Source organism: Lentzea sp. NPDC058436 (assembly GCF_042721515.1).
In the GTDB taxonomy this organism is placed as follows: domain Bacteria; phylum Actinomycetota; class Actinomycetes; order Mycobacteriales; family Pseudonocardiaceae; genus Lentzea.
In genome coordinates this window covers 970,274-989,066 of record NZ_JBHXLF010000003.1, presented here as the reverse complement: position 1 = coordinate 989,066, position 18,793 = coordinate 970,274, and the positions used below count along the sequence as shown (strand labels likewise).

Genomic DNA, 18,793 nt, shown 5'->3' with positions numbered 1-18,793 from the left:
CGAACGGCGGTATGAGAACAGCGCGTTTTACTCCAAGATCCACCAGGTTTGCTGCTATTAAACGGGGCGGGGAGTGTTGACGGTGCGCGGTCGTGAGGACCAGCGAGGCATCGACCGGTTCCGCCTACGCAACTGGCGGTTGCGGAGCAAGCTCGCAGTGGTGTTGCTAGTTCCGGCCCTGAGCACCGCGACTCTCGCGGGCCTGAGGCTGAACACCCAGCTCGACGACGTCGAACTCTTCGGCAGCGTCCAGCGCGAGCTCGCCGTGAGCCACCAGGCCGCGAAGGTGGAAAACGCTCTACAGGTCGAACGTGACTGGGCAGTGCAGTGTGTGGCCGCCGGCAGGCAGAACGCGTGCCCCGAGCACGCCGCCCGGACGGGCCTCACCGATGTGGAACTGGGCAAGTACCGGGATTCGGGCGCGACGGCTTCGGCCCTGAGCGCGCCCTTGCAGGAGTCTTTCACCAAATCGCTGCAGTCCCTCGACGGACTGGGCAGCTTGCGCGTCACCCTGCTGACCACCAAGTACCCCGACATCGCGGTGATCGCGGCGTACAACCAGATCATCGCTTCGCTCGGGCAGGTGCACCGCGCGGCGATCTCCAGCCTCAGCGAGCCGCAGATCGTGCCGCTGGTCGCCGCCGCGCAGGCGCTCTACACCGCGCAGGAGCAGCTGGGTCAGCAGAACGCGATCCTGACGTCCACCGCGCTGCGCCGGAGCTTCGCTCCCGGTGCGGCTGACGAGCTGCGCGCCGCGCAGTCCCGTCTGGACGCGGCGTTCGGCGAGTTCAACGACGCCGCGTCGCCGGAGAACAGGCAGAGGTTCCAGGACGTCGTGTCGGGTGCGGCCGTGGACGGTCGCAACCGGCTCGTGCGGCTCGCGCTCGCGCAGGACTTCGAGCGCAAGCCGGTGTCCATCACGGACGCCGAGGTCCTGAAGATCGGCCAGGACACCGCGAACCTGGTTCGCGAGGTCGCGGCCGACCTGGAGGGCCAGGCCGACGCGACGACCACCCGTCTCGCCGACACCGCTCGGTCGGACGCCTGGCGTGACGCGGGTCTGGTCGCCGTCTCGCTGCTGATCGCGTTCGGTCTCATGGCGATGGTCGCGCAGTCCATGCTGCGGCCGCTGCGCGTGCTGCGCCGCAGCGCGCTCGACGTGGCCCGCAACCAGCTGCCCGAGGCGATCCAGCGAATTCGTTCGCACCGCGAGCCGGAGCGTGCCGCCGAAGAGGCGATCGTCCCGGTGCCGATCCACACGACCGAAGAGGTCGGGCAGGTCGCGCGGGCGTTCGACCTCGTGCAGCGCGAGGCCGTCCGCCTCGCCGTCGAGCAGGTGGCACTGCGCGCGAACGTCAACGACATGTTCATCAACCTGTCGCGGCGTTCGCAGGCGTTGGTGGAGCGGCAGATCAGCGTGATCGACCGGCTCGAGCAGGACGAGCAGGACCCCGACCACCTGGCGTCGCTGTTCGAGCTCGACCACCTCGCGACGCAGATGCGCCGCAACAGCGAGAACCTGCTCGTGCTCTCCGGCACGACGGTCAACCGCCGCGTCACCCGGCCCGTCGCGATCGCCGAGGTGCTCGGCGCGGCGGTGTCCGAGGTGGAGAAGTACGCGCGCGTCCAGATCGCGCCGACGCCGGAGCTGATGGTGCAGGGCCGCGTGGTCAACGACCTCGCGCACCTCGTGGCCGAGCTGCTCGACAACGCGACGGCGTTCTCCAAGCCCACCACCAAGGTGACGGTGCGGACGATAGAGACCCGCAAGGGTGAAGTCGCCATCCGCATCCACGACCGCGGCGTCGGCATCCAGGAGAACGAGGTCGCCGAGTTCAACGCGAAGCTCGCCGAGCCGCCGGAGGTCGACGTCTCGGTGGCCCGCGAGATGGGCCTGTTCGTGGTCGGCCAGCTCGCGAAGCGCCACGAGATCCGCGTGACGCTCGCGAACAACGACGACATAGAGGGTGGCGTCACCGCGCAGGTGATCCTGCCGGTCTCGTTGCTGCACAAGGGAGCGGCGCCCGCGCTGCCCCTGCCTGCCGCACCGGCGCAGTCCGCGGTGGAGACCACCAACCCCGGCGAGGTGCTGTCCGGCGTTCCGAAGTGGACTCCGGAGCACCCGGTCGTCGTGCCGTCGCCCGCCACCGCCGAGGAGAACTCCGGCAGGCACCGCATCGAGCAGACGTCCACGGACGGCCTGTTCACCGCGCGGATCGAGGCGTCGGAGGACGCGGCCGAGGACGGGTACTCCTACGAGCCGCCGGCGGATCGTCCAGCCGACCCCGCGACGGAGATCTTCCCCGCGATCGTCGACGAGCCGTTGATCTCGCACGACGACCTGTCGAGGTGGTTCCAGACCCCCTCGGCGCCCGAACCCGCCGCGCCCTCCGCGAAGGCTGTTCCGGCAGCGGAGCCGGACCACGCCGAGGCCGAGGACGAGGACGCGGAGCCCGCCACCGTGAACGGCCTGCCCAAGCGGCAGCGTTCGGCGGACACCGTGAAGATCGAGGCACCAACGGCGGTGCCGCGTGCGGTCGCCGACTACGCCGACTCCGACTGGGGAGCGGCCGACGAAGGCTGGAAGGCCGCGGGAGCGCTGGACAACGGCGCCGCCGCGCAGACGACGGAGAACGGTCTGCCCAAGCGCGTGCCCAAGGCGCGCCTGGTCCCCGGTTCGCTGCCGAAGCCGTCGTCTCCTGCCCCCCAGCTGGCGACCGCCGCCGCCATCCCCGCCCGGTCGGCCGACAGGTTGCGCCAGCGGTTCGCCACGTACCAGAAGGGTGTCCAGATGGGCCGAGACTCGCTCTTCGACTCGGCCGTCGGTGGCATCCCCGTGATCGCAGAAAGGGAACGCCAGTGACCACCGCGACTGAGGAACTGGACAACTTCAGCTGGCTGGTCGAGGACTTCGTCAGCAGGGTGGCCGGCGTCGCGCACGCCATCGTCGTCTCCGCCGACGGCCTGCTGCTCGCATCGTCTGACCGTCTGCCGCACGACCGCGCGGAGCAGCTCGCCGCCGTCTCGTCCGGTCTGGTCTCGCTGAACCTCGGAGCGGCGCGCTGCTTCGAGGCCGGTGAGGTCAAGCAGACCGTCGTCGAGATGGAGCGGGGCTATCTCTTCCTGATGTCGATCAGCGACGGGTCCTGCCTCGCAGTGCTCGCCGCGCCCAACTGCGACATCGGTCTCATCGGTTACGCGATGACCCGGCTGGTGGAGCGGGTCGGTCTCCAGCTGACGCCGGAGATCAGAGCCCAGCTGCACGTTTCCATGCGAGCCTGAGAAGAAGGAAGTTCCCATGAGCAACGGTGCTCCGGGTCGTCCGGGGTCACCTGGCGCCGACCTGAACGTGGTGTCGTCGAAGATCGTCGTCGCCGGTGGGTTCGGTGTCGGCAAGACGACGTTCGTCGGGTCGGTCTCCGAGATCACCCCGCTCACCACCGAGGCCGTCATGACGCAGGCCTCGGTGGGAGTCGACGACCTGTCTCACGTGCCGGACAAGGTGACCACCACGGTGGCCATGGACTTCGGCCGCGTGTCGCTGGACAAGGACCTGATCCTCTACCTGTTCGGCACGCCCGGTCAGCACCGGTTCTGGTTCATGTGGGACGACCTGGTCCGCGGCGCCATCGGTGCGGTGGTCATGGTCGACACCCGCAGGATCGACGACGCGTTCGCGCCCATCGACTTCTTCGAGGACCGCGACCTGCCGTACGTGATCGCGGTGAACTGCTTCGACGGCCTCATGCACCACCGGGCCGAGGAGATCCGCGACGCGCTGACGATCCCGTCGTCGGTGCCGATAATTCCTTGTGACGCACGGAACCGGCAGTCGACGAAGCAGATCCTGATCGCGCTGGTGGAGCACGCGCTGCGCCAGCCGTCGTTCGCCTAGGGACACACCGCTAGACCCGCTCCCGCGGAATACACGGGGCCGGTGCCACGGGCACCGGCCCCGTTCGCGTGTGCGGTCGCTGCTCGCCGAGATCGGCCGCTCCTGACCGTTGCGCCTTCCGGTCCATCAGCACCAGCGCGTGTGAAGAGTTATACGTCCGATCGGCGGCGCCCCGTCCGCGGCGGAACCGCGCGAGGGGTCCGGTCGTAGGGCGCGTTTCCGCTCGCCACGCAGCACAACAGCACCGGCCGCGCGATGATCACCTACGAACGGACTGGACCGTGGCAGCGCCGCTTCACACTTGACTCTTCTTGTGCGCCAACGCCGCAGCGATACAGTCGGGGTGCAATCACCCTGCATTGCGAGGAGATTCCTGTGTCCCTGCGCAAAACTATCGCCGTGGCCGGCAGTGTCGCCGCCATGTCGATCGGTCTCATCGGCACCGCCGAGGCAGCGCCCCGCACGCTCTACTACAACTCGGCCGGCGCGGCCGAGTTCGTGGCGGCCGTCGACGCCGGCGCGAACGTGTGGAACACGCAGCTGCCCAACACCGTGAAGCTGGTGAAGCGGAACAGCGGGTCCGTGAACATCACCATCGTCGCGGACAACGGCTGGCCGCGTGCCCAGACGACGAGCCTCGGCAACGGCCGGGTCTGGATGGGCCGCCAGGCGGTCAACGAAGGCCACAACACGACCCGGATCGCCGCGCACGAGCTCGGCCACATCCTGGGTCTGCCGGACCGCCGCACGGGCCTGTGCACCGACCTGATGTCCGGTGCCAGCGCCGGCACGTCGTGCACGAACGCCAACCCGAACGCCCGCGAGAAGGCGGAGGTCGTCCGGAACTTCGGCGGCAGCGCGACGGTTCAGGCGACGACGTTCGAGGACGCGGCCTAGGCGACCGCTGAGTGGTTGTGGCCTCCCTGACGGCCACAACCACTCACGGCGCGACCACCAGGTCCACGCCGAGCGCCCGCAGCTCGTCCGGGTCGCCCGGTCCGCCGATCACGTGCACGCCTGCCGAGCGCAGCAGCGGCACCATGAGTGAAAGCCCTTGCCTCGCAAGCCGTTCCGCGGGCGGGCGTGCCAGCCGGACACCCCACACCGGACTGCGGTCCACGGTGGACAGTCCGGCGAACCCGCCGCCGAACTCGTGCAGCAGCACGTGCACGCCCATGTCGTGCAGCACGTCGAGGTTCTCCTCGCCGTCCGGCATGGCCCGCACGTCGAGCGCCAGGAACAACGACGACGCCGGGAACGAGTTCGCCCGCAACGTCGACCGCACGTGCGTCGCGAGGTCGGGATCGCGTGACTGGTCCCGCGAGAGTCTGATCAGCACCGGCTCGCCGCGCGAGCAGGCGTCCTGCAACACCAGCTGCCCCGCCTTCGACGCCAGGCCGAGAGCGTCCGCGTACGCCACCACGTCGTCGTGCCGGCTCACGCCCCAGTGCAGCGACGCCTCAACGAAGGCGAGCTCTCCCGACGCCCACGACACCGGCGTGTACTCCACGGTGATCTCGCCGTTCTCGAACGCGCCGGGCATCGCCGCGATCCGCGCGAACCGGATGCGGTCGGCGGCGTCGGCCTCGTGGTCGTAGATGCCCCACTGCCTCTTGCCGCCGGTCTCGGCTCTGCGCAACGTCGAATGCGCGCGCCGCAGCACGGCCGTCGGGTCCACACCGGGGCCCGAGGTGTGCACGAACCCGATCGACGTCGACACCGCGACGCCCGCGCCCTCCAGGTACACGGGTTCGGACAGCTCCTCGTCGATCGTCGCCGCCAGCGCCGCGACGTCGGGGGAGCCGTGGATCAGCACCACGAACTCGTCGCCGCCCACGCGTGCCACGACCGCGTCCGGCAGCACGAACCGCAACCGCCGCGCCACCTCGACCAGCACGGCGTCACCGGCCGCGTAGCCCAGGCCGTCGTTGACGATCGTCAGGCTGTCGACGTCCAGGTACCCCAGCGTGTGCGGTTCGCCTGTCGCGAGCGCGGACTCCAGCTTGTCCGTGAAGGACGCCCGGTTCGGCAGGCCTGTCAGCAGGTCGGTCAGCGACTGGTGCCGCAGCCACTCCTGCAGCATCCGCTGTTCGGTCACGTCCTCGACGAGTGCGACGTGGAACCTCGGCGCACCGTCCGATCCGCGCAGGACGGACAGCACCACGTTGGCCCACACCGTGTCGCCGTTGGCGCGGGTCAGTTCCCACTCGCGCCTGTCGGTGTCCACAGTGGACTCGATCATCCGCCGGCAGGCCGCGGCCAGCGCGACCGAGTCCTGTTCGGTGAACAGCTCCTTGGGCATCTCCTCGTGGCCGAGGATCGCCGCCAGCGCCTCGTTCGCCTCCACGACGGTGCCGTGCAGGTCGAAGATCACGATGCCCACCGCCGTCGTCGCGAAGACCTGGGCGAACCGGGCCTCGCTGTCGTGCAGGTCGCGTTGCGCGTCCTCGACGGCCTTCAGCAGCGAGTTCTTGACCTTCTCCTGCTCGTGGAACAACTGGTCGCGCGTCGCCCGCACGTAGCCGGAAGCGAGCGCGCCGAGCACCTCGGGGGAGAACTCCGGTCCGAGCACCTCCAGCGTGCGCCGCAGCGAGTCGGGACCGGTGAAGCGCTTGCGCACCAGCCATTCGCCGATCGCCACCGCCGCCTGCCCGGCACGCAGCCGGGCGGCGTGTTCCTCAAGATGCTGCGTCAGCTTCCGCCGTGACATCGGCGAGTACGCGCTCTCGATCAGAACAGCCGCCCAGCGCTGTGCGAGGGCCGTGGCGGTCATCAGGGCTTGCGACCCACCGCCGCGTAGAGGTTCGCCTTCGACGGTTCGTCGCCGACGTCCTCCGGCGACTCCGGCCGCCACTCCGGTGTGAAGACGATGCCGGGCTCGACGATCTCCGTTCCCGCCAGCATGTCCGCGACCTGAGCCCTGGTGCGCGGGGTGATCGGCTCCGCGGTCTTCGCGAAGATCTCCTTACCGGCCGCCATCGCCGCCGGCATGCTGTCCGCGGTGAAGTGCGACAGCGCCAGGTACGAGCCGGGAGCGAGCGACTCGACGTACCGGGCCAGCACGCCCCACGGGTCGTCCGAGTCGGGGATGAACTGCAGGACGCCCACGACCAGAAGGCCGATGGGCTGGGAGAAGTCGAGGTGTTGCTGAGCCTGCGCCACGACGGTCTCCGGCTCGCGCAGATCGGCCAGCAGCGCCGTCACGTTCGGTTCGTCCGCCAGCATCAGCTCCGCGTGCGTGATCGCGACCGGTTCGAAGTCGACGTACACGACCTTCGAGTCCGGGGCGACCTCGTGCGCCACCTCGTGCACGTTGCCGACCGTCGGGATGCCCGACCCCAGGTCGAGGAACTGCCGGATGCCCAGGTCCGCCAGTTCGAGCACGGCACGGCGCAGGTAGGCGCGGTTGAGCCGCGCCATGCCCCGCACCGGAAGCACCTTGATCAGTTCTTCCGCAGTAGCGCGGTCCGCTTCGAAGTTGTGTCCGCCGCCCAGCAGGTAGTCGTAGATCCGGGCGGAACTCGGGACGTCGACGTTGACACCTTCCGGCACCCAGCTGACTCGATCGACCACAGCAGCACACCTCTCGCGATGCGAATTCTGAGCGTCGACAACCCTACTGGCCGAGGAGGTGGGCCGAACGAGCGAATTGCCCGTCACACGAATGGTGAGTTATAGGATGAACCAATCGGTGCAACCACTCGGGAACCGGAACTTCACCGGTCCGCGCGGCGCCGCCCCCATGACGAACGTCCCCAGTTCGTCGACCGCCGCTGTTTCGTGGTCGCCTTGAGGCGTCACCAGGGTGATCGACTCCGTCGCCGGCATCAGCTGGCCGGTGACCCCCGCCGCCGACACCTCGACCTGGAGCATCACGCCGTCCGCGTCGAACACCAGCTGCCGCGCTGTCGCCGTGGACCGCGCACGGCTGAAGAGCGTGTCGTCCAGCACCGAGTCGTACGACGTGATGAGCAGCAGTTCCTCGTCGATGTTCCGCCAGGTGAACGCGGCCTTCGCGGCCTCCACGAACTCCGGCGGAACCTCCTCGGAAGGTGTGCTCAACGCGTCGCGCAAGGCGTCGAGCAGGTCTTCGTCACTGTCCCAGTCGTGCCGCACCCAGCACACCTCCTCTCTTGACCGGCGAGCCCAGGAACGCTGAGACCGCAGGGGTTTTCCGCAACTTCTCCAGGCAACGTATCCGCGTCGGGCCGATGCTGCCGACCGGCATCGAGAGCTCTTCGCTCACGACCTGGTAGCTCGGCGGCGGGTCGGTCATCAGCTTCGTCAGCAACCGCTTGCACTGCTCCGTTAGCTCCGCGAAGCCGTCCCGCAGCGCCTGCCGCCGTTCCACCGCCAGCAGGTCCGCCTCCACGTCCGCGTCCACCTGCTCCGACTCCAGCGCGTCGGACTCGGACAACGGGTCGTAGAGGTGCGTGCGCTGCTGCACGCGCAGCACGCGCAGACACTCGTTGCGGGTGGTCGTCATGATCCAGCCCGGCAACGCCTCCGGCTCGCGCAGTCGTCCGATCTGCTCCACGAGCCGCAGCCACAGCGTCTGGTTCACGTCGGCCGCATCCGAAGGGCGCAGCCGGTGCTTGTAGATCACCGACACCACCAGCGGCGTGTAACGGTCCACGATCTCGTTCCACGCCGACTGGTCGCCCTCGGCCGCCGCGCTCACGAGCGCGGCGATCGGGGATGCAGAGGTCACGTCGACTCCTTGCGGTCACAACTGGCGGAGGCCGAGGTTGCTCCCCAGATACAACTATTTGACAAAAACTCCGTAGCCGGGGTGGAACTCCGGGCCGCTCAGCAGCTTGTCGCGCGCCTGACCTGCGTCGATGCCGTCCGCGACCATCGTGGCGGCGATCCGCCCGGTGACCAGGGGAGCGGCGAACGACGTGCCGTACCAGTACGCCCACAGCGCGAACGGCGTAGCGCCGGGCTCACCGGGCAGCTGCCACTCGCCCTTGAGGTAGGTCGAGGCGCGGTTGCCGATCGCGCACGCGTCGACCCAGTGGCCCCAGTTCGAGTAGAACGCCGGGCCGATCGAGCCGTCGCGCTCCTGCTGGGCGGCGGCGACGGCGGTGACCCCGCACAGCGCGGCGGGCCAGCTCGGCCGTTGCGTGCCCTGGTTGCCGGCCGAGGCGACCACGACGACGCCCCGCGGCAGCGCCTCGATGGTGCGGCGCAACGGTTCCGAGGCCACGTCGTCCTCGGTGAAGCAGCCGAGCGACAGGTTCAGCAGGTTGATCTTCTTCTTGCCCAGCTCGGTGATCTTGGCGCAGATCCGCTCCTCGTCACCGAAGCCGTTCGGGTCGAGGCCCGCCTCCGGGTCGAACGAGACGCCGGGGGCCGCGTTCTGGATGACGCCCGCGACGAACGTGCCGTGCCCGCCCTGCAGCGCGAAGTTGTCACCGCTGCTGTAGGCGGCGTCGACGTCGTCGGCCTCCTTGGCGTAGCGGCCGTCGAACCAGTCGGAGTGCTCGCCGCTCGCGTCGGCGGAGATGCCGGTGTCGATGATGCCGACGCGGACGTTCTTGAGGCGCTCGTCGGACTTCGGCGCGGAGATCGGGTCGGTGGGGTACGGGCGGTCGCCGGGGTTGCCCATCACGAGGCCGCCGTGCCCGACGATCACGTGGTGCGGCTGCACGAGCGGCACGCGCTCGTTCGGCCACGTCCGCTGGTCCCGCAGGAGACGAACAATGCGGGGAATGTCCTCCGCGTTGTTCGGCAACGTCAATCGCGCCAAACCGGCGAATCCTTCGCCTGGCCGGGCGACGATGTTGTTTTCCCGCAGCTTTTCGACCACGCGTTGTTGGTCCTCGGCTCCGACGAGCAACTGCCCCGGCCGATAAAGGAATTCACGCCCGCGTTCGGCGTGGAAGCTGATGTTCTTGTCCTCGGCGATGAGCTGCAGGAAAGCTCTTTGGTAAAGCTCCGCGCTTTCTGACGGTTTCGACACCACGGCCTCACTAAAGCAGCGTTGACGGGCACCCCGACCGAGCTTGATCAAGCTACCACAGCGGATAAAGTGTCGCCGTGACCGATTTCTCCGCGGAGGACGCGCTGGAGGCCAGGCAGCGCAACCCGCGCGCGGCCGTGGAGATGGCCCGCGCGGTGCTCCGCACGACGGAAGATCGCGCGGAATGGTCCATCGCCGAGCGCGCGATCGGCCTCGCGTTGCGCGAGATGCACGACTTCCCCGGCGCGGCCCGCCACCTCCGCCGCTCGATCAGGATCGCGTCCGAGGCCTCGCTGCCCCGGCTGTCCGCACTGGCGCAGATGAGCCTGGCGTGGGTCCTCGCCTACACGGGCAAGCAGAAGGCCGCGCTGACGTTGCTGGACGACGCCATGCCCTCGCTGACGGGCGCGGACTCGGTGGCCGCGTTGATGCAGCGCGGCGTCGTCTTCCACTACCTGACCCGGTACGACGACGCGCAACGCGACTACACCGCGGCCATTTCCGGTGCCCGTCGCGTGGGTGACCAACTGGTGGAAGCGCGCGCTCTCAACAACCGCGGCCTCGTGCGCGCGTACGTGGGCAACATGCGTGAGGCGTCGGCCGATTTCGCTCTGGCCGCCTCACTGCTGGGCGAGCTCGGGCAGGAACTGGGCGTCGCGGACGTCAACTGGAACGCGGGCATCATGGCGACCCGCGGCGGTGACGTGCCGGCCGCGCTGTCGTTGTTCGACCGGGCAGAGGAGGTCCACCGCCGCCTCGACGTGATGCGCCCGGTGCTGCTGGTGAACCGCCTCGAACTGCTGGTCTCGGTGCCGTTGCTGGACGAGGCGCGTGCCGCCGCCGACCGCGCGATCACCGAGCTGAAGGCGTTGAAGAACCCGCTGGGCGTCTCGGAGGCCCTGTACTTCCGCGCCCGCATCGCGTTGCTGGACGACGATCCCGACGCGGCGAACTCCTTCGCCGCCGAGGCGCGTCGCCGGTTCCGCCGTGAGCAACGCCTGCTGTGGGCGGCCGGTGCGCGGTACCTGGAACTGCACGCGGCCGTGCTGCGCGGCGACCGCACCCGTCCTCTGCGACTCGCCCTGTCCCGCGTCGCCTCCGAACTGGACGCGATGGACTGGCGGCTGCCCGCCCTGGAAGCGCGCATCGACGCCGGTCTGGTCGCCGCCGATCTCGGCCACCGGGCCCGTGCTGTGGCAGAGCTTTCGGTGGCCGCCGGTGCGCGAGCGCGTGGCCCTGCCGGTCTGCGCGTGCGCGGCTGGTACGCGGAAGCGTTGCGGCGCAAGCTCTCCGGCGACGTGCGCGGCACCTCGTCGGCGTTGCGGCGGGGCATCGGCCTGCTGGACGAGTACCGGGTGTCGCTGGGAGCCGCCGAGCTGCGGGCCTCCGCGGGGGTGCAGGGCCAGGCCCTCGCGCTGGAGGGCCTGAAGCTCGCCGTGGCGTCGGGAAGCGCCGCGCGCGTGCTGTCGTGGACCGAGAGCTGGCGGGCCGGCGCGCTGCGGATGAAGTCCGTGTCGCCTCCCGACGACCCCCGTCTGGAGGACGCGCTGGCGTCCCTGCGCGCGGTCTCCGCGGACGTGGAGTCCGCCGTGCTGGCGGGAAAGCCGGCGGGTGCGTTGCGGGCCAGGCTGGTCCGCGCCGAGCAACGGGTCCGCGACCTGACGCGACTGACGTCGGGTGAGGTCTCCGTCTTCAAACCGCCGTCGGTCCCGGCGCTCGGCTCGGCACTGGGGTCGTCGGCGCTGATCGAGTTCGTGGAGTACGACGGCACGCTGATGGCCGTGGTCCTGGCCGGCGGTCGCGCCTCCCTGCACTCCCTGGGCCCCGCGGAGGGCGCGGTGCGGGAGATCCGCCTGCTCCGCTTCGCCCTGAACCGCCTGGTGACCCTGCCTCCGAACCTGCCGAACCTCGCCGTGGCCCGCTCGTCGGCTTCCCACGCGGCGTTGTTGCTGGCCCGCCGTCTGCTCGATCCTCTGTCCTCGCGCATCGACGGCCGCCCTCTCGTGGTCGTGCCGACCGGCGCGTTGAACGGCCTGCCGTGGGCCGTGCTGAACCGCCAGGTGACCGTCGCCCCTTCGGCCTCGGTGTGGCTGCGCGCGTGCTCGGTGCCCGATGCCTCGGGTGAGGCCGTGCTCGCCGCCGGCCCGCGGATGGCCGCCGCCCCCGCCGAGATCAAGGCGATCAGCGCCCACGTGCCGGGCCGCGTCCTGGTCGATTCGGAGGCGACCGTGAGCGCCGTGGCGTCCGCAATGGACGGTGCCGCGCTGGCGCATGTGGCGGCGCACGGCTCGTTCCGCGTCGACAACCCGTTGTTCTCGGCTTTGGAGTTGGCCGACGGGCCGTTGACCGTCTACGACATCGAACGCCTGCGCCGCCCGCCCACTCGGGTCGTGCTGTCGGCCTGCGACACCGGGCAGTCCGCGGTGCGTCCCGGTGACGAGCTGATGGGGTTCACGGCAGCGCTTCTCGGGCTGGGCACGCGCACGTTGATCGCACCCGTCGTGCCGGTGCCGACGGACGGCACCGCCCCGGTCATGGTGGAGCTGCACCAGAAACTGGCCGCGGGGATGGCTCCGGCCGAGGCTTTGGCCGCCGTGCAACGGGCCGCCGCCGACGACGCCGCCTACGCGGCGGCGGTGGGGTTCGTCTGCTTCGGCGCAGGGTGATGGAGGGGCTCCATCGTCCATCACTTCGGTTGGACTTGGTCCCAAACGGTGTTTGACCGCGCCGAGTCGGCCCTAGTTTTCCTGCCATGCCAGCAAGAGCCTCCACGGTGCGCGGCCGCGAGTTCGGGGCGGGACTCCGCGCGGTAGTCGATTCGACGGGTATGTCGCACCGCGCCATAGCCGGGTTGTTGGGGTGGGATCCGCAGAAGCTCTCGGACCTGCTCACCGGGAAGGGCGGGGTCGGCGAGATCGACTTCGCCCGGTTGCTCGGGTTGTGCCGGGTGACCGAGGAGGAGTTCGACCACCTCATGTCGTTGCTGAAGGTGTCGCGGGAGAAGGGGTGGTGGCAGCACTACAAGGGCGTCCTGCCCGTCAAGATGCGCACGCTCATCGAGCACGAGGCCGTCATGAGCGAGGTGCACAGCTGGCACCTGACGCTGGTGCCGGGCCTGGTGCAGATCCCCGACTACATCCGGGCCCTGTACGTGGTGTGGCCGAAGATCAAGGCCAAGGACATCGATCTGCGGGTCGAGGCGCGGGTCGCCCGGCAGCGGATCCTGGACAGCGGGCGCAAGTTTTTCTTCTACGTGCACGAGCAGGCTTTGATGCTGCCGGTGGGCGGTGAAGCGGTCTGGCGGGACCAGTTGCACCACCTCCTGCGGATGTCGGTGCGGCCGAACATCACCATCCGGGTCGTCCCGACGCGGATCGGCGCGCACGCCGGAACGATGGGCGAGTTCAGGCTCATGAAGTTCAAGAAGATCCCGTCCGTCGTCTACACGGACACGATGAACTCGGGGATCTTCATGGAGGACGAGGTCTCCGTCGAGCTCTACACGGACATCCTCAAGTCCCTCGATGGGGTGGCGCTGGATGCGGAAGAATCGAGGGGGTTGATCACCGACATCGTCTCCTGAGGAGGCCACTGTGTGGCGCAAGAGCAGCTACAGCCCGGACGGCGACAACTGCGTGGAGATCGGCGCGGGGATCGGTGTGCGGGACAGCAAGGCTCCGGTGGCGCACGTTCCGTTGTCGCGGCAGGCCTGGGAGGCGTTCCTCGACTCGGCCAGGAGCGGTCACTTCGGCGGCGGCACCCGGTAGAGCTCCAGCGCGCTCTGGCCGCTGCAGCCGTACTCGCCGGGCTGCGTCTGCACGCGCGGCGGGTACCAGGCCTCCGCCGTGCCTCCGGCCGGCCGCACACCGGCGAGGCACTGGCCGCCGCTCGCCGCGATGACGCCGACGTCGCCGTTCCTGACGAAGGCGTCGAGGCGGGGTTCGACCCAGGGCAGCTTGGTCTGCTCGTCGACCGGCACCGGCGGGAGTCCCGCGCGCAACGCCGCGAGCACGTCGTCCTGCGCCGGGGTGGCGGGGAGGGCGGCGAGGATCGTCCTGAAGGCGTCGAGGTAGTTCTCCGGCACGCCCGTGCGCTGGGCGGGCGGCGGGACGACCGGTTTGGCGCCGTCCGGGCAGCGGACGCGGTCGGGGCCGCCGTCGGTGACGCCGTAGTAGTTGAACGTGGCGCGGTAGCAGGCGGTCACCGGGTCCTCCTCCCACAGCCGGAAGGTCGGCGGGGCTTCGGAGGTGCCGGGGTCGTGGACGCGGAAGAGCAGACTGGCGCGCACCTTCCGCGGGTCGTCAGTAGGGCTGTCGGTGATCTCCAGGACCGCGAAGTACTTCTGGTCGGGGTTCCCCTCCAGGGCGGAGCGGGCGTAGGCGTTGCCGTCGGTGCCGCGCGGGTAACCGATGCGGTCGGCGACCTGCCTGGCCTTCCTGTCGGTGTTCTCGTTGCCCTCCGGCCGTGTCACGAAGTGCACGACCGCCCCGGCGACGAGCACGGTCGCGACCAAAGCCGCCATTCCCCCAGGCTTCATGGATTCGACGTTAGTGCGATCCGGGCGCAGGCATTCCAGAACTCGTGCGTTTCGCTTATGGTTGCTCGCCATGACAACGAGGTCGTGGTGGGGCTGGGGCAACGTCGAGGACGCCGTCACCCCGGAGGAACGCCGTGCGCTGGTCGAGCGGGTCCGGGCGGTGCTGCCGGACGCGGACCTGACGTTCCACGAGCCGCCCGATCCCGCCGCGCTCGACGTGCCCGCGTCGGGGATCGAGGCGAGCGCGCTGTTCTCGACCGATCCCGTCGACCGGCTCGCGCACGCCCGCGGCCAGGCCTACCGCGACGTCACGCGCAACCTCGCCGGTGACGTCGGGCAGGTGCCGGACGCGGTCGCCCGGCCGCGCACCGAGCAGGACGTCGTGGACGTGCTGGACTGGTGTTCCAGCAACGACGTCTCGGTGATTCCCTTCGGTGGCGGCACTTCCGTCGTGGGCGGGGTCGAGCCGCGTGACCTGGACCGGGTCGTGACGCTCGACCTGCACCACCTGGACCGGGTGCTGGAGGTCGACCCGACGAGCCGGGCCGCGCGCGTCCAGGCCGGGGTGCTGGGGCCGTCGCTGGAGGCGCAGCTCAAGCCGCACGGGCTGACGTTGCGGCACTTCCCGCAGTCGTTCGAGTTCTCGACGCTCGGCGGCTGGCTCGCGACGCGTGCCGGTGGCCACTACGCCACGCTCTACACGCACATCGACGACCTGACGGAGTCGCTCAGGGTCGTGACGCCGCAAGGGATCAGCGAGTCGCGGCGGCTGCCCGGCTCGGGGGCGGGGCCGTCGCCGGACCGGCTGTTTCTGGGGTCCGAGGGCACGTTGGGCGTGATCACCGAGGCGTGGATGCGCCTGCAGGAACCGCCGACGCACCGGGCGGGCGCGTCGGTTCGGTTCGCGTCGTGGGAGCGGGCCGTGGAGGCGACGCGGCTGATCGCGCAGTCCGGGCTGCACCCCGCGAACTGCCGGCTGCTGGACCCGGCGGAGGCGTTCCTCAACGCCGGGTCGCCGAGTTCCGTGCTGGTGCTGGCGTTCGAGTCCGCCGACCACCCCGTGGACGCGCTGCTCGCCCGTGCGCTGGAGCTCTGCGGTGACGGCGAGGTCGTCGAGGGCGCGGCGCAGCAGTGGCGGAAGTCGTTCCTGCGCATGCCTTATCAGCGTGACGCGATGGCACAGCACGCGATGATCACCGAGACGTTCGAGACGGCCTGCACCTGGGACCGCTTCGCCGAACTGCACGCGAACGTCACGGCGGCGGCGACCGAGGCGCTGAAGCGGGTGTGCGGCATCGGCATCGTCACGTGCCGCTTCACCCACGTCTACCCGGACGGTCCCGCGCCGTACTACGGCGTCTACGCGCCGGGCCGCTGGGGCAGCCTCACCGCGCAGTGGGACGAGATCAAGGCCGCGGTGTCGGAGGCGTTGCTGGGCGCGGGCGGCACGATCACGCACCACCACGCCGTCGGCCGCGACCACATGCCGTGGTACACGCGCCAACGCCCGGAAGTCTTCGGCGCGGCCCTGTCCGGTGCCAAGGCCGCGCTGGACCCTCAGGGCATGCTCAACCCCGGCGTCCTCACCACACGATCGACCTGAGGATCAGCGCCGCGATGAACACGACCGTGAACGCCAGGTCCAGTCCGAACCCGCCGAACCGCACGGGCGGCAGCACGCGGCGCACCGGCGACAACACGGGCTCGGTGACGCTGTGCGTCACCTGGCGCACCTTCCACACCCACTCGCCGCGCGCCTGCAGCGTGACCGCCCAGTCCACGATCATCCGGCCGATCATCACGAGGATGAACAGCGTCAACACCCAGCCGACGATCCAGCCGATCAAGCCGAACAACTCGGGCCTCCTTATGTCCTGTATGTCCATGAAGCCACACGAATCTGAGAGGCGCCTGTCAACTCGCTGAGACAGTATTCAGCGCATGGCGTACGACGAGGGTCTGGCTCACCGCCTGGGCGAGTCGCTGGGCGACCTCCCGGACCTGAGCACGAGGAAGATGTTCGGCAGCCTCGTGTTCATGTGGCGAGGAAACATGCTGGTGGGAGCCCTGGGCAACGATCTGATCGCGCGGGTCGGACCTGAGGCGCAGGCCGACGCGCTGGCGCAGCCGGGCGCCCGCGTCTTCGACTTCACCGGACGGCCGATGAACGGCTGGGTGGTCGTCGACGGGGAGGCGGTGGCGGAGGACGAGGCGCTGGAGGACTGGGTCGCGCGGTGCCGCGAGTTCGTCGAGGCGCTGCCGCCGAAGTGAGCCGGCTGGACGAGGTGCGGGCGGCGCTGGACGGGTGGCGCGACATCACCGAGACCGAGGCGCTCGGGGGCGTGGTGTTCGAGTGGGACGGTGACCCGCTCGCCGGTGTGGTGGACGGCGAACTGGTCGTGCGGGTCGAGGGCGGTGGCTGGGCTGCCGCGACGGGGGACCTCGACGAGTCGCTGGGGCGGTCGGCCGGTGTCGTGATCGAAGAATGCGTGGTGCGGTGGCGCGGTGAGCTCCGCGCGGGCGGCATCCCCGCGTTCCAGGCCATGCTCGCCCTGGTGCGGCACGACCCCGAACGCGCGCAGCTGCAGCGCATCCTGCTCGGTGTCGTCGACGGCGCCGACCGCCAGCTCGCCCAGCTCGCCGTCACGTGCCTGGGCCACGTCGGCAGGATCGACCGCGTGGTGCTGCCCGAGGTGGTGCCGAGGCTGCGGGCGCTTCTCGGCGACCCGCAGCTCGGCGGCCGGGCCGAGGACGCGCTGGGCGACATCGGCCACTTCGAGAGTTGACCGGTCAGAACCTGACCAGCGGGCCTCCCGTGAAGAACTCGTAGACGAAGTTCACGAAGAAGAACCCGAAGAACACCACGTTGAGCACCAGGATCACGTGGTGCCACCACCGGGGCCTGGCCGGCCGCGGCAGCCGCGAGTTCAGGTACATCAACGCGAACGGGAACATCAGCGCGCCCAGGTTCGACATGTTCGCCGAGATCTGCACCAGTTCCACGGGCAGCGCGAGGTGCAGCGCGCCGGCGATGATCACCAGCACCAGCAGCATGAACGGGTAGTAGAACCGGCGCGGGTCGTCCTCGATCCGCTTGCGCAGCCGGGGTGAGACGGCGTGCATCGCGTCGGTGAAGTTGCGCACCAGGGCCTCGAAGATGCCGAGCTGCGTGGAGAACAGGACGAGCACGCCGACCACGAGCATCAGGTAGAACATGCCCTGGCCGTAGAGCAGCCCGAGCTGTTCGGCGGAGAACGTCGGCACGTTCGCCGCCGTCGGCTGCTGGCCGGAGACCGCGACGATGTGCGCCATCAGCACGGTCGGGAGCAGCATGCCGAGCATCGCGCCGACGAAGAACACGGCCCACTGGTCGATCAGCAGCAACCGGTACCAGCGCCGCCACAGCGACGCGTTCGCCGGAGTGTCCACAAAGGTCACGCCGACCGGGCGCAGTTCCTGCTTGCCGCCGCGCAGGCCCGAGATGAACCCGACGTGGTGGCCCATGCCGTACCCCTTGTCGCGGTAGTGGCTCATGGCGTACCAGTTGAGGCCGGACGCCAGCGCGGTGAACCCCGCCAGGCCGCCGAGCTGGGTCGCGGTGATGCCCTCGGGGGGTGCGGCCGGGGTCACGAGACCGCGGATTCCCTCCGACCACACGGAGAACGGCACGATCGCCAGGGTCACCGCCAGCAGGATCAACAGCAGCGCGCCGACGAGCACCCAGTTCGTCAACTCCAGCGCACGCGAGACCTTGCGGGCGCTCGCGGTGATCAGGAAGACCACGACGAGCAGTCCGATCGCGAGCAGCCGCACGTACTCGATCTCGTCGGGACGGTAGCCCCGGCCCGCGATCAGGGCGAAGAGCCCCTGCCCGGCGCCCGCCGCCCAGCCGCCGAAGATGAACGCGAAGTAGAACACCGCCAGGGAGGCCGGGACCCAGAACTTCCAGCCCGGCGGCACCCGGCCCCAGCCGACGACCGGGGTCTCGCCCGTCGCCACGACGTAGCGGGCGATCTCCACGTTGTAGAACGTCTGCAGCAACGCCGACACGGTGATCACCCAGCCGATGCCGACGAAGCCGAACTTCCCGACCGCCTGCGGGCCGAGCAACCACTCGCCGCTGCCGATCGAGATGCCGAGCGCGATGAGGCTCGGGCCGATCACGAACTGGACCACCTGGACAGGTCCGAGCTTGCGGACCTTGAACACCTTCTCCGGTTCCGGCAGGTCCGCGACATCCAGCGGCGGCCTGCTCACTCCGATTTGCATCGACGACACAGTCGACCTCCCGACACGTCGGGGAACGGAATCCACCACTTTCCCGACGTACCGGGCACTCGGTCAACACCTCTTGCGGACAACCGACTTTCGGACGTGTCGAGCGGCAACCGCGCTA

General features: G+C 69.7%; 19 protein-coding genes. 11 read left to right on the top strand and 8 right to left on the bottom strand.

The window, feature by feature from the left end; all coding sequences use genetic code 11:
• Positions 1-82: 82 nt before the first annotated feature.
• The 4 genes from ACFWN2_RS18415 (at position 83) to ACFWN2_RS18400 (ending at position 4,792) form a co-directional block, all read left to right on the top strand.
• On the top strand, positions 83-2,863 hold the full coding sequence (locus ACFWN2_RS18415; RefSeq protein WP_382428689.1) for a nitrate- and nitrite sensing domain-containing protein: 2,781 nt from the start codon (positions 83-85) through the stop codon (positions 2,861-2,863).
• A complete protein-coding gene (locus ACFWN2_RS18410) occupies positions 2,860-3,282 on the top strand; it encodes a roadblock/LC7 domain-containing protein (RefSeq protein WP_030468876.1) in 423 nt (140 codons plus the stop codon). Before ACFWN2_RS18415 ends, ACFWN2_RS18410 begins: the two co-directional genes overlap by 4 nt.
• Positions 3,283-3,298: 16 nt before the next feature.
• Positions 3,299-3,895 carry an ATP/GTP-binding protein gene (locus ACFWN2_RS18405; RefSeq protein WP_382428688.1) on the top strand — a complete coding sequence of 199 codons (597 nt, stop codon included), beginning with the start codon at positions 3,299-3,301 and terminating at the stop codon, positions 3,893-3,895.
• Positions 3,896-4,270: 375 nt separating this feature from the next.
• Positions 4,271-4,792, top strand: a complete 522-nt coding sequence (locus tag ACFWN2_RS18400; RefSeq protein ID WP_382428687.1) for a snapalysin family zinc-dependent metalloprotease — start codon at positions 4,271-4,273, stop codon at positions 4,790-4,792.
• A gap of 43 nt (positions 4,793-4,835) precedes the next feature.
• Here the strand turns inward: ACFWN2_RS18400 and ACFWN2_RS18395 are convergent, their stop codons facing one another.
• From ACFWN2_RS18395 to ACFWN2_RS18375, 5 genes are all read right to left on the bottom strand, one after another.
• Positions 4,836-6,668 (bottom strand): diguanylate cyclase domain-containing protein, encoded by a 1,833-nt coding sequence (locus ACFWN2_RS18395; protein WP_382428686.1) that lies wholly within the window; start codon positions 6,666-6,668, stop codon positions 4,836-4,838.
• Entirely contained in the window at positions 6,668-7,468 is an 801-nt protein-coding gene (locus ACFWN2_RS18390) for an SAM-dependent methyltransferase (protein ID WP_382428685.1), read from the bottom strand. The genes ACFWN2_RS18395 and ACFWN2_RS18390 overlap by 1 nt, the downstream gene beginning before the upstream one ends.
• A gap of 99 nt (positions 7,469-7,567) precedes the next feature.
• A complete protein-coding gene (locus ACFWN2_RS18385; RefSeq protein WP_382428684.1) occupies positions 7,568-8,011 on the bottom strand; it encodes a hypothetical protein in 444 nt (147 codons plus the stop codon).
• Positions 7,989-8,606: an RNA polymerase sigma factor gene (locus tag ACFWN2_RS18380; RefSeq protein WP_382428683.1), complete on the bottom strand. Its 618-nt coding sequence runs from the start codon at positions 8,604-8,606 to the stop codon at positions 7,989-7,991. Before ACFWN2_RS18380 ends, ACFWN2_RS18385 begins: the two co-directional genes overlap by 23 nt.
• A gap of 54 nt (positions 8,607-8,660) precedes the next feature.
• Positions 8,661-9,557, bottom strand: coding sequence for a S8 family serine peptidase (locus ACFWN2_RS18375; RefSeq protein ID WP_382428682.1), 897 nt, complete (start codon positions 9,555-9,557; stop codon positions 8,661-8,663).
• Between ACFWN2_RS18375 and ACFWN2_RS18370 the strand changes: the two genes are divergently transcribed.
• From ACFWN2_RS18370 to ACFWN2_RS18355, 4 genes are all read left to right on the top strand, one after another.
• Entirely contained in the window at positions 9,537-9,848 is a 312-nt protein-coding gene (locus tag ACFWN2_RS18370; protein ID WP_382428681.1) for a hypothetical protein, read from the top strand. The two genes, ACFWN2_RS18375 and ACFWN2_RS18370, sit on opposite strands and share 21 nt — an antisense overlap.
• Before the next feature lie 89 nt (positions 9,849-9,937).
• Positions 9,938-12,526, top strand: a complete 2,589-nt coding sequence (locus tag ACFWN2_RS18365) for a CHAT domain-containing protein (protein WP_382428680.1) — start codon at positions 9,938-9,940, stop codon at positions 12,524-12,526.
• An 86-nt stretch (positions 12,527-12,612) separates the two neighbouring features.
• Entirely contained in the window at positions 12,613-13,443 is an 831-nt protein-coding gene (locus ACFWN2_RS18360) for a helix-turn-helix domain-containing protein (RefSeq protein WP_382428679.1), read from the top strand.
• 10 nt (positions 13,444-13,453) lie between these two features.
• Entirely contained in the window at positions 13,454-13,627 is a 174-nt protein-coding gene (locus ACFWN2_RS18355) for a DUF397 domain-containing protein (protein ID WP_382428678.1), read from the top strand.
• Here ACFWN2_RS18355 and ACFWN2_RS18350 read toward each other — a convergent pair.
• The gene (locus ACFWN2_RS18350) at positions 13,603-14,397 is read right to left on the bottom strand and encodes a hypothetical protein (RefSeq protein ID WP_382428677.1); all 795 of its coding nucleotides are present in this window, start codon (positions 14,395-14,397) and stop codon (positions 13,603-13,605) included. The genes ACFWN2_RS18355 and ACFWN2_RS18350 overlap by 25 nt on opposite strands.
• A gap of 70 nt (positions 14,398-14,467) precedes the next feature.
• On the opposite strand from ACFWN2_RS18350, the gene ACFWN2_RS18345 reads away from it, so the two are divergent.
• Positions 14,468-16,000 carry an FAD-binding oxidoreductase gene (locus tag ACFWN2_RS18345; protein WP_382428676.1) on the top strand — a complete coding sequence of 511 codons (1,533 nt, stop codon included), beginning with the start codon at positions 14,468-14,470 and terminating at the stop codon, positions 15,998-16,000.
• Here the strand turns inward: ACFWN2_RS18345 and ACFWN2_RS18340 are convergent.
• Complete coding sequence (locus tag ACFWN2_RS18340) at positions 15,981-16,253, bottom strand: YggT family protein (protein WP_382428675.1); 273 nt, start codon at positions 16,251-16,253, stop codon at positions 15,981-15,983. The genes ACFWN2_RS18345 and ACFWN2_RS18340 overlap by 20 nt on opposite strands.
• Positions 16,254-16,338: 85 nt before the next feature.
• Between ACFWN2_RS18340 and ACFWN2_RS18335 the strand changes: the two genes are divergently transcribed.
• Both ACFWN2_RS18335 and ACFWN2_RS18330 read left to right on the top strand, forming a co-directional pair.
• Complete coding sequence (locus ACFWN2_RS18335; RefSeq protein ID WP_382428674.1) at positions 16,339-16,668, top strand: TfoX/Sxy family protein; 330 nt, start codon at positions 16,339-16,341, stop codon at positions 16,666-16,668.
• Positions 16,665-17,183: a hypothetical protein gene (locus ACFWN2_RS18330; protein ID WP_382428673.1), complete on the top strand. Its 519-nt coding sequence runs from the start codon at positions 16,665-16,667 to the stop codon at positions 17,181-17,183. Before ACFWN2_RS18335 ends, ACFWN2_RS18330 begins: the two co-directional genes overlap by 4 nt.
• A gap of 4 nt (positions 17,184-17,187) precedes the next feature.
• Here the strand turns inward: ACFWN2_RS18330 and ACFWN2_RS18325 are convergent, their stop codons facing one another.
• A complete protein-coding gene (locus tag ACFWN2_RS18325) occupies positions 17,188-18,666 on the bottom strand; it encodes an Nramp family divalent metal transporter (RefSeq protein WP_382428672.1) in 1,479 nt (492 codons plus the stop codon).
• Positions 18,667-18,793: the final 127 nt, after the last annotated feature.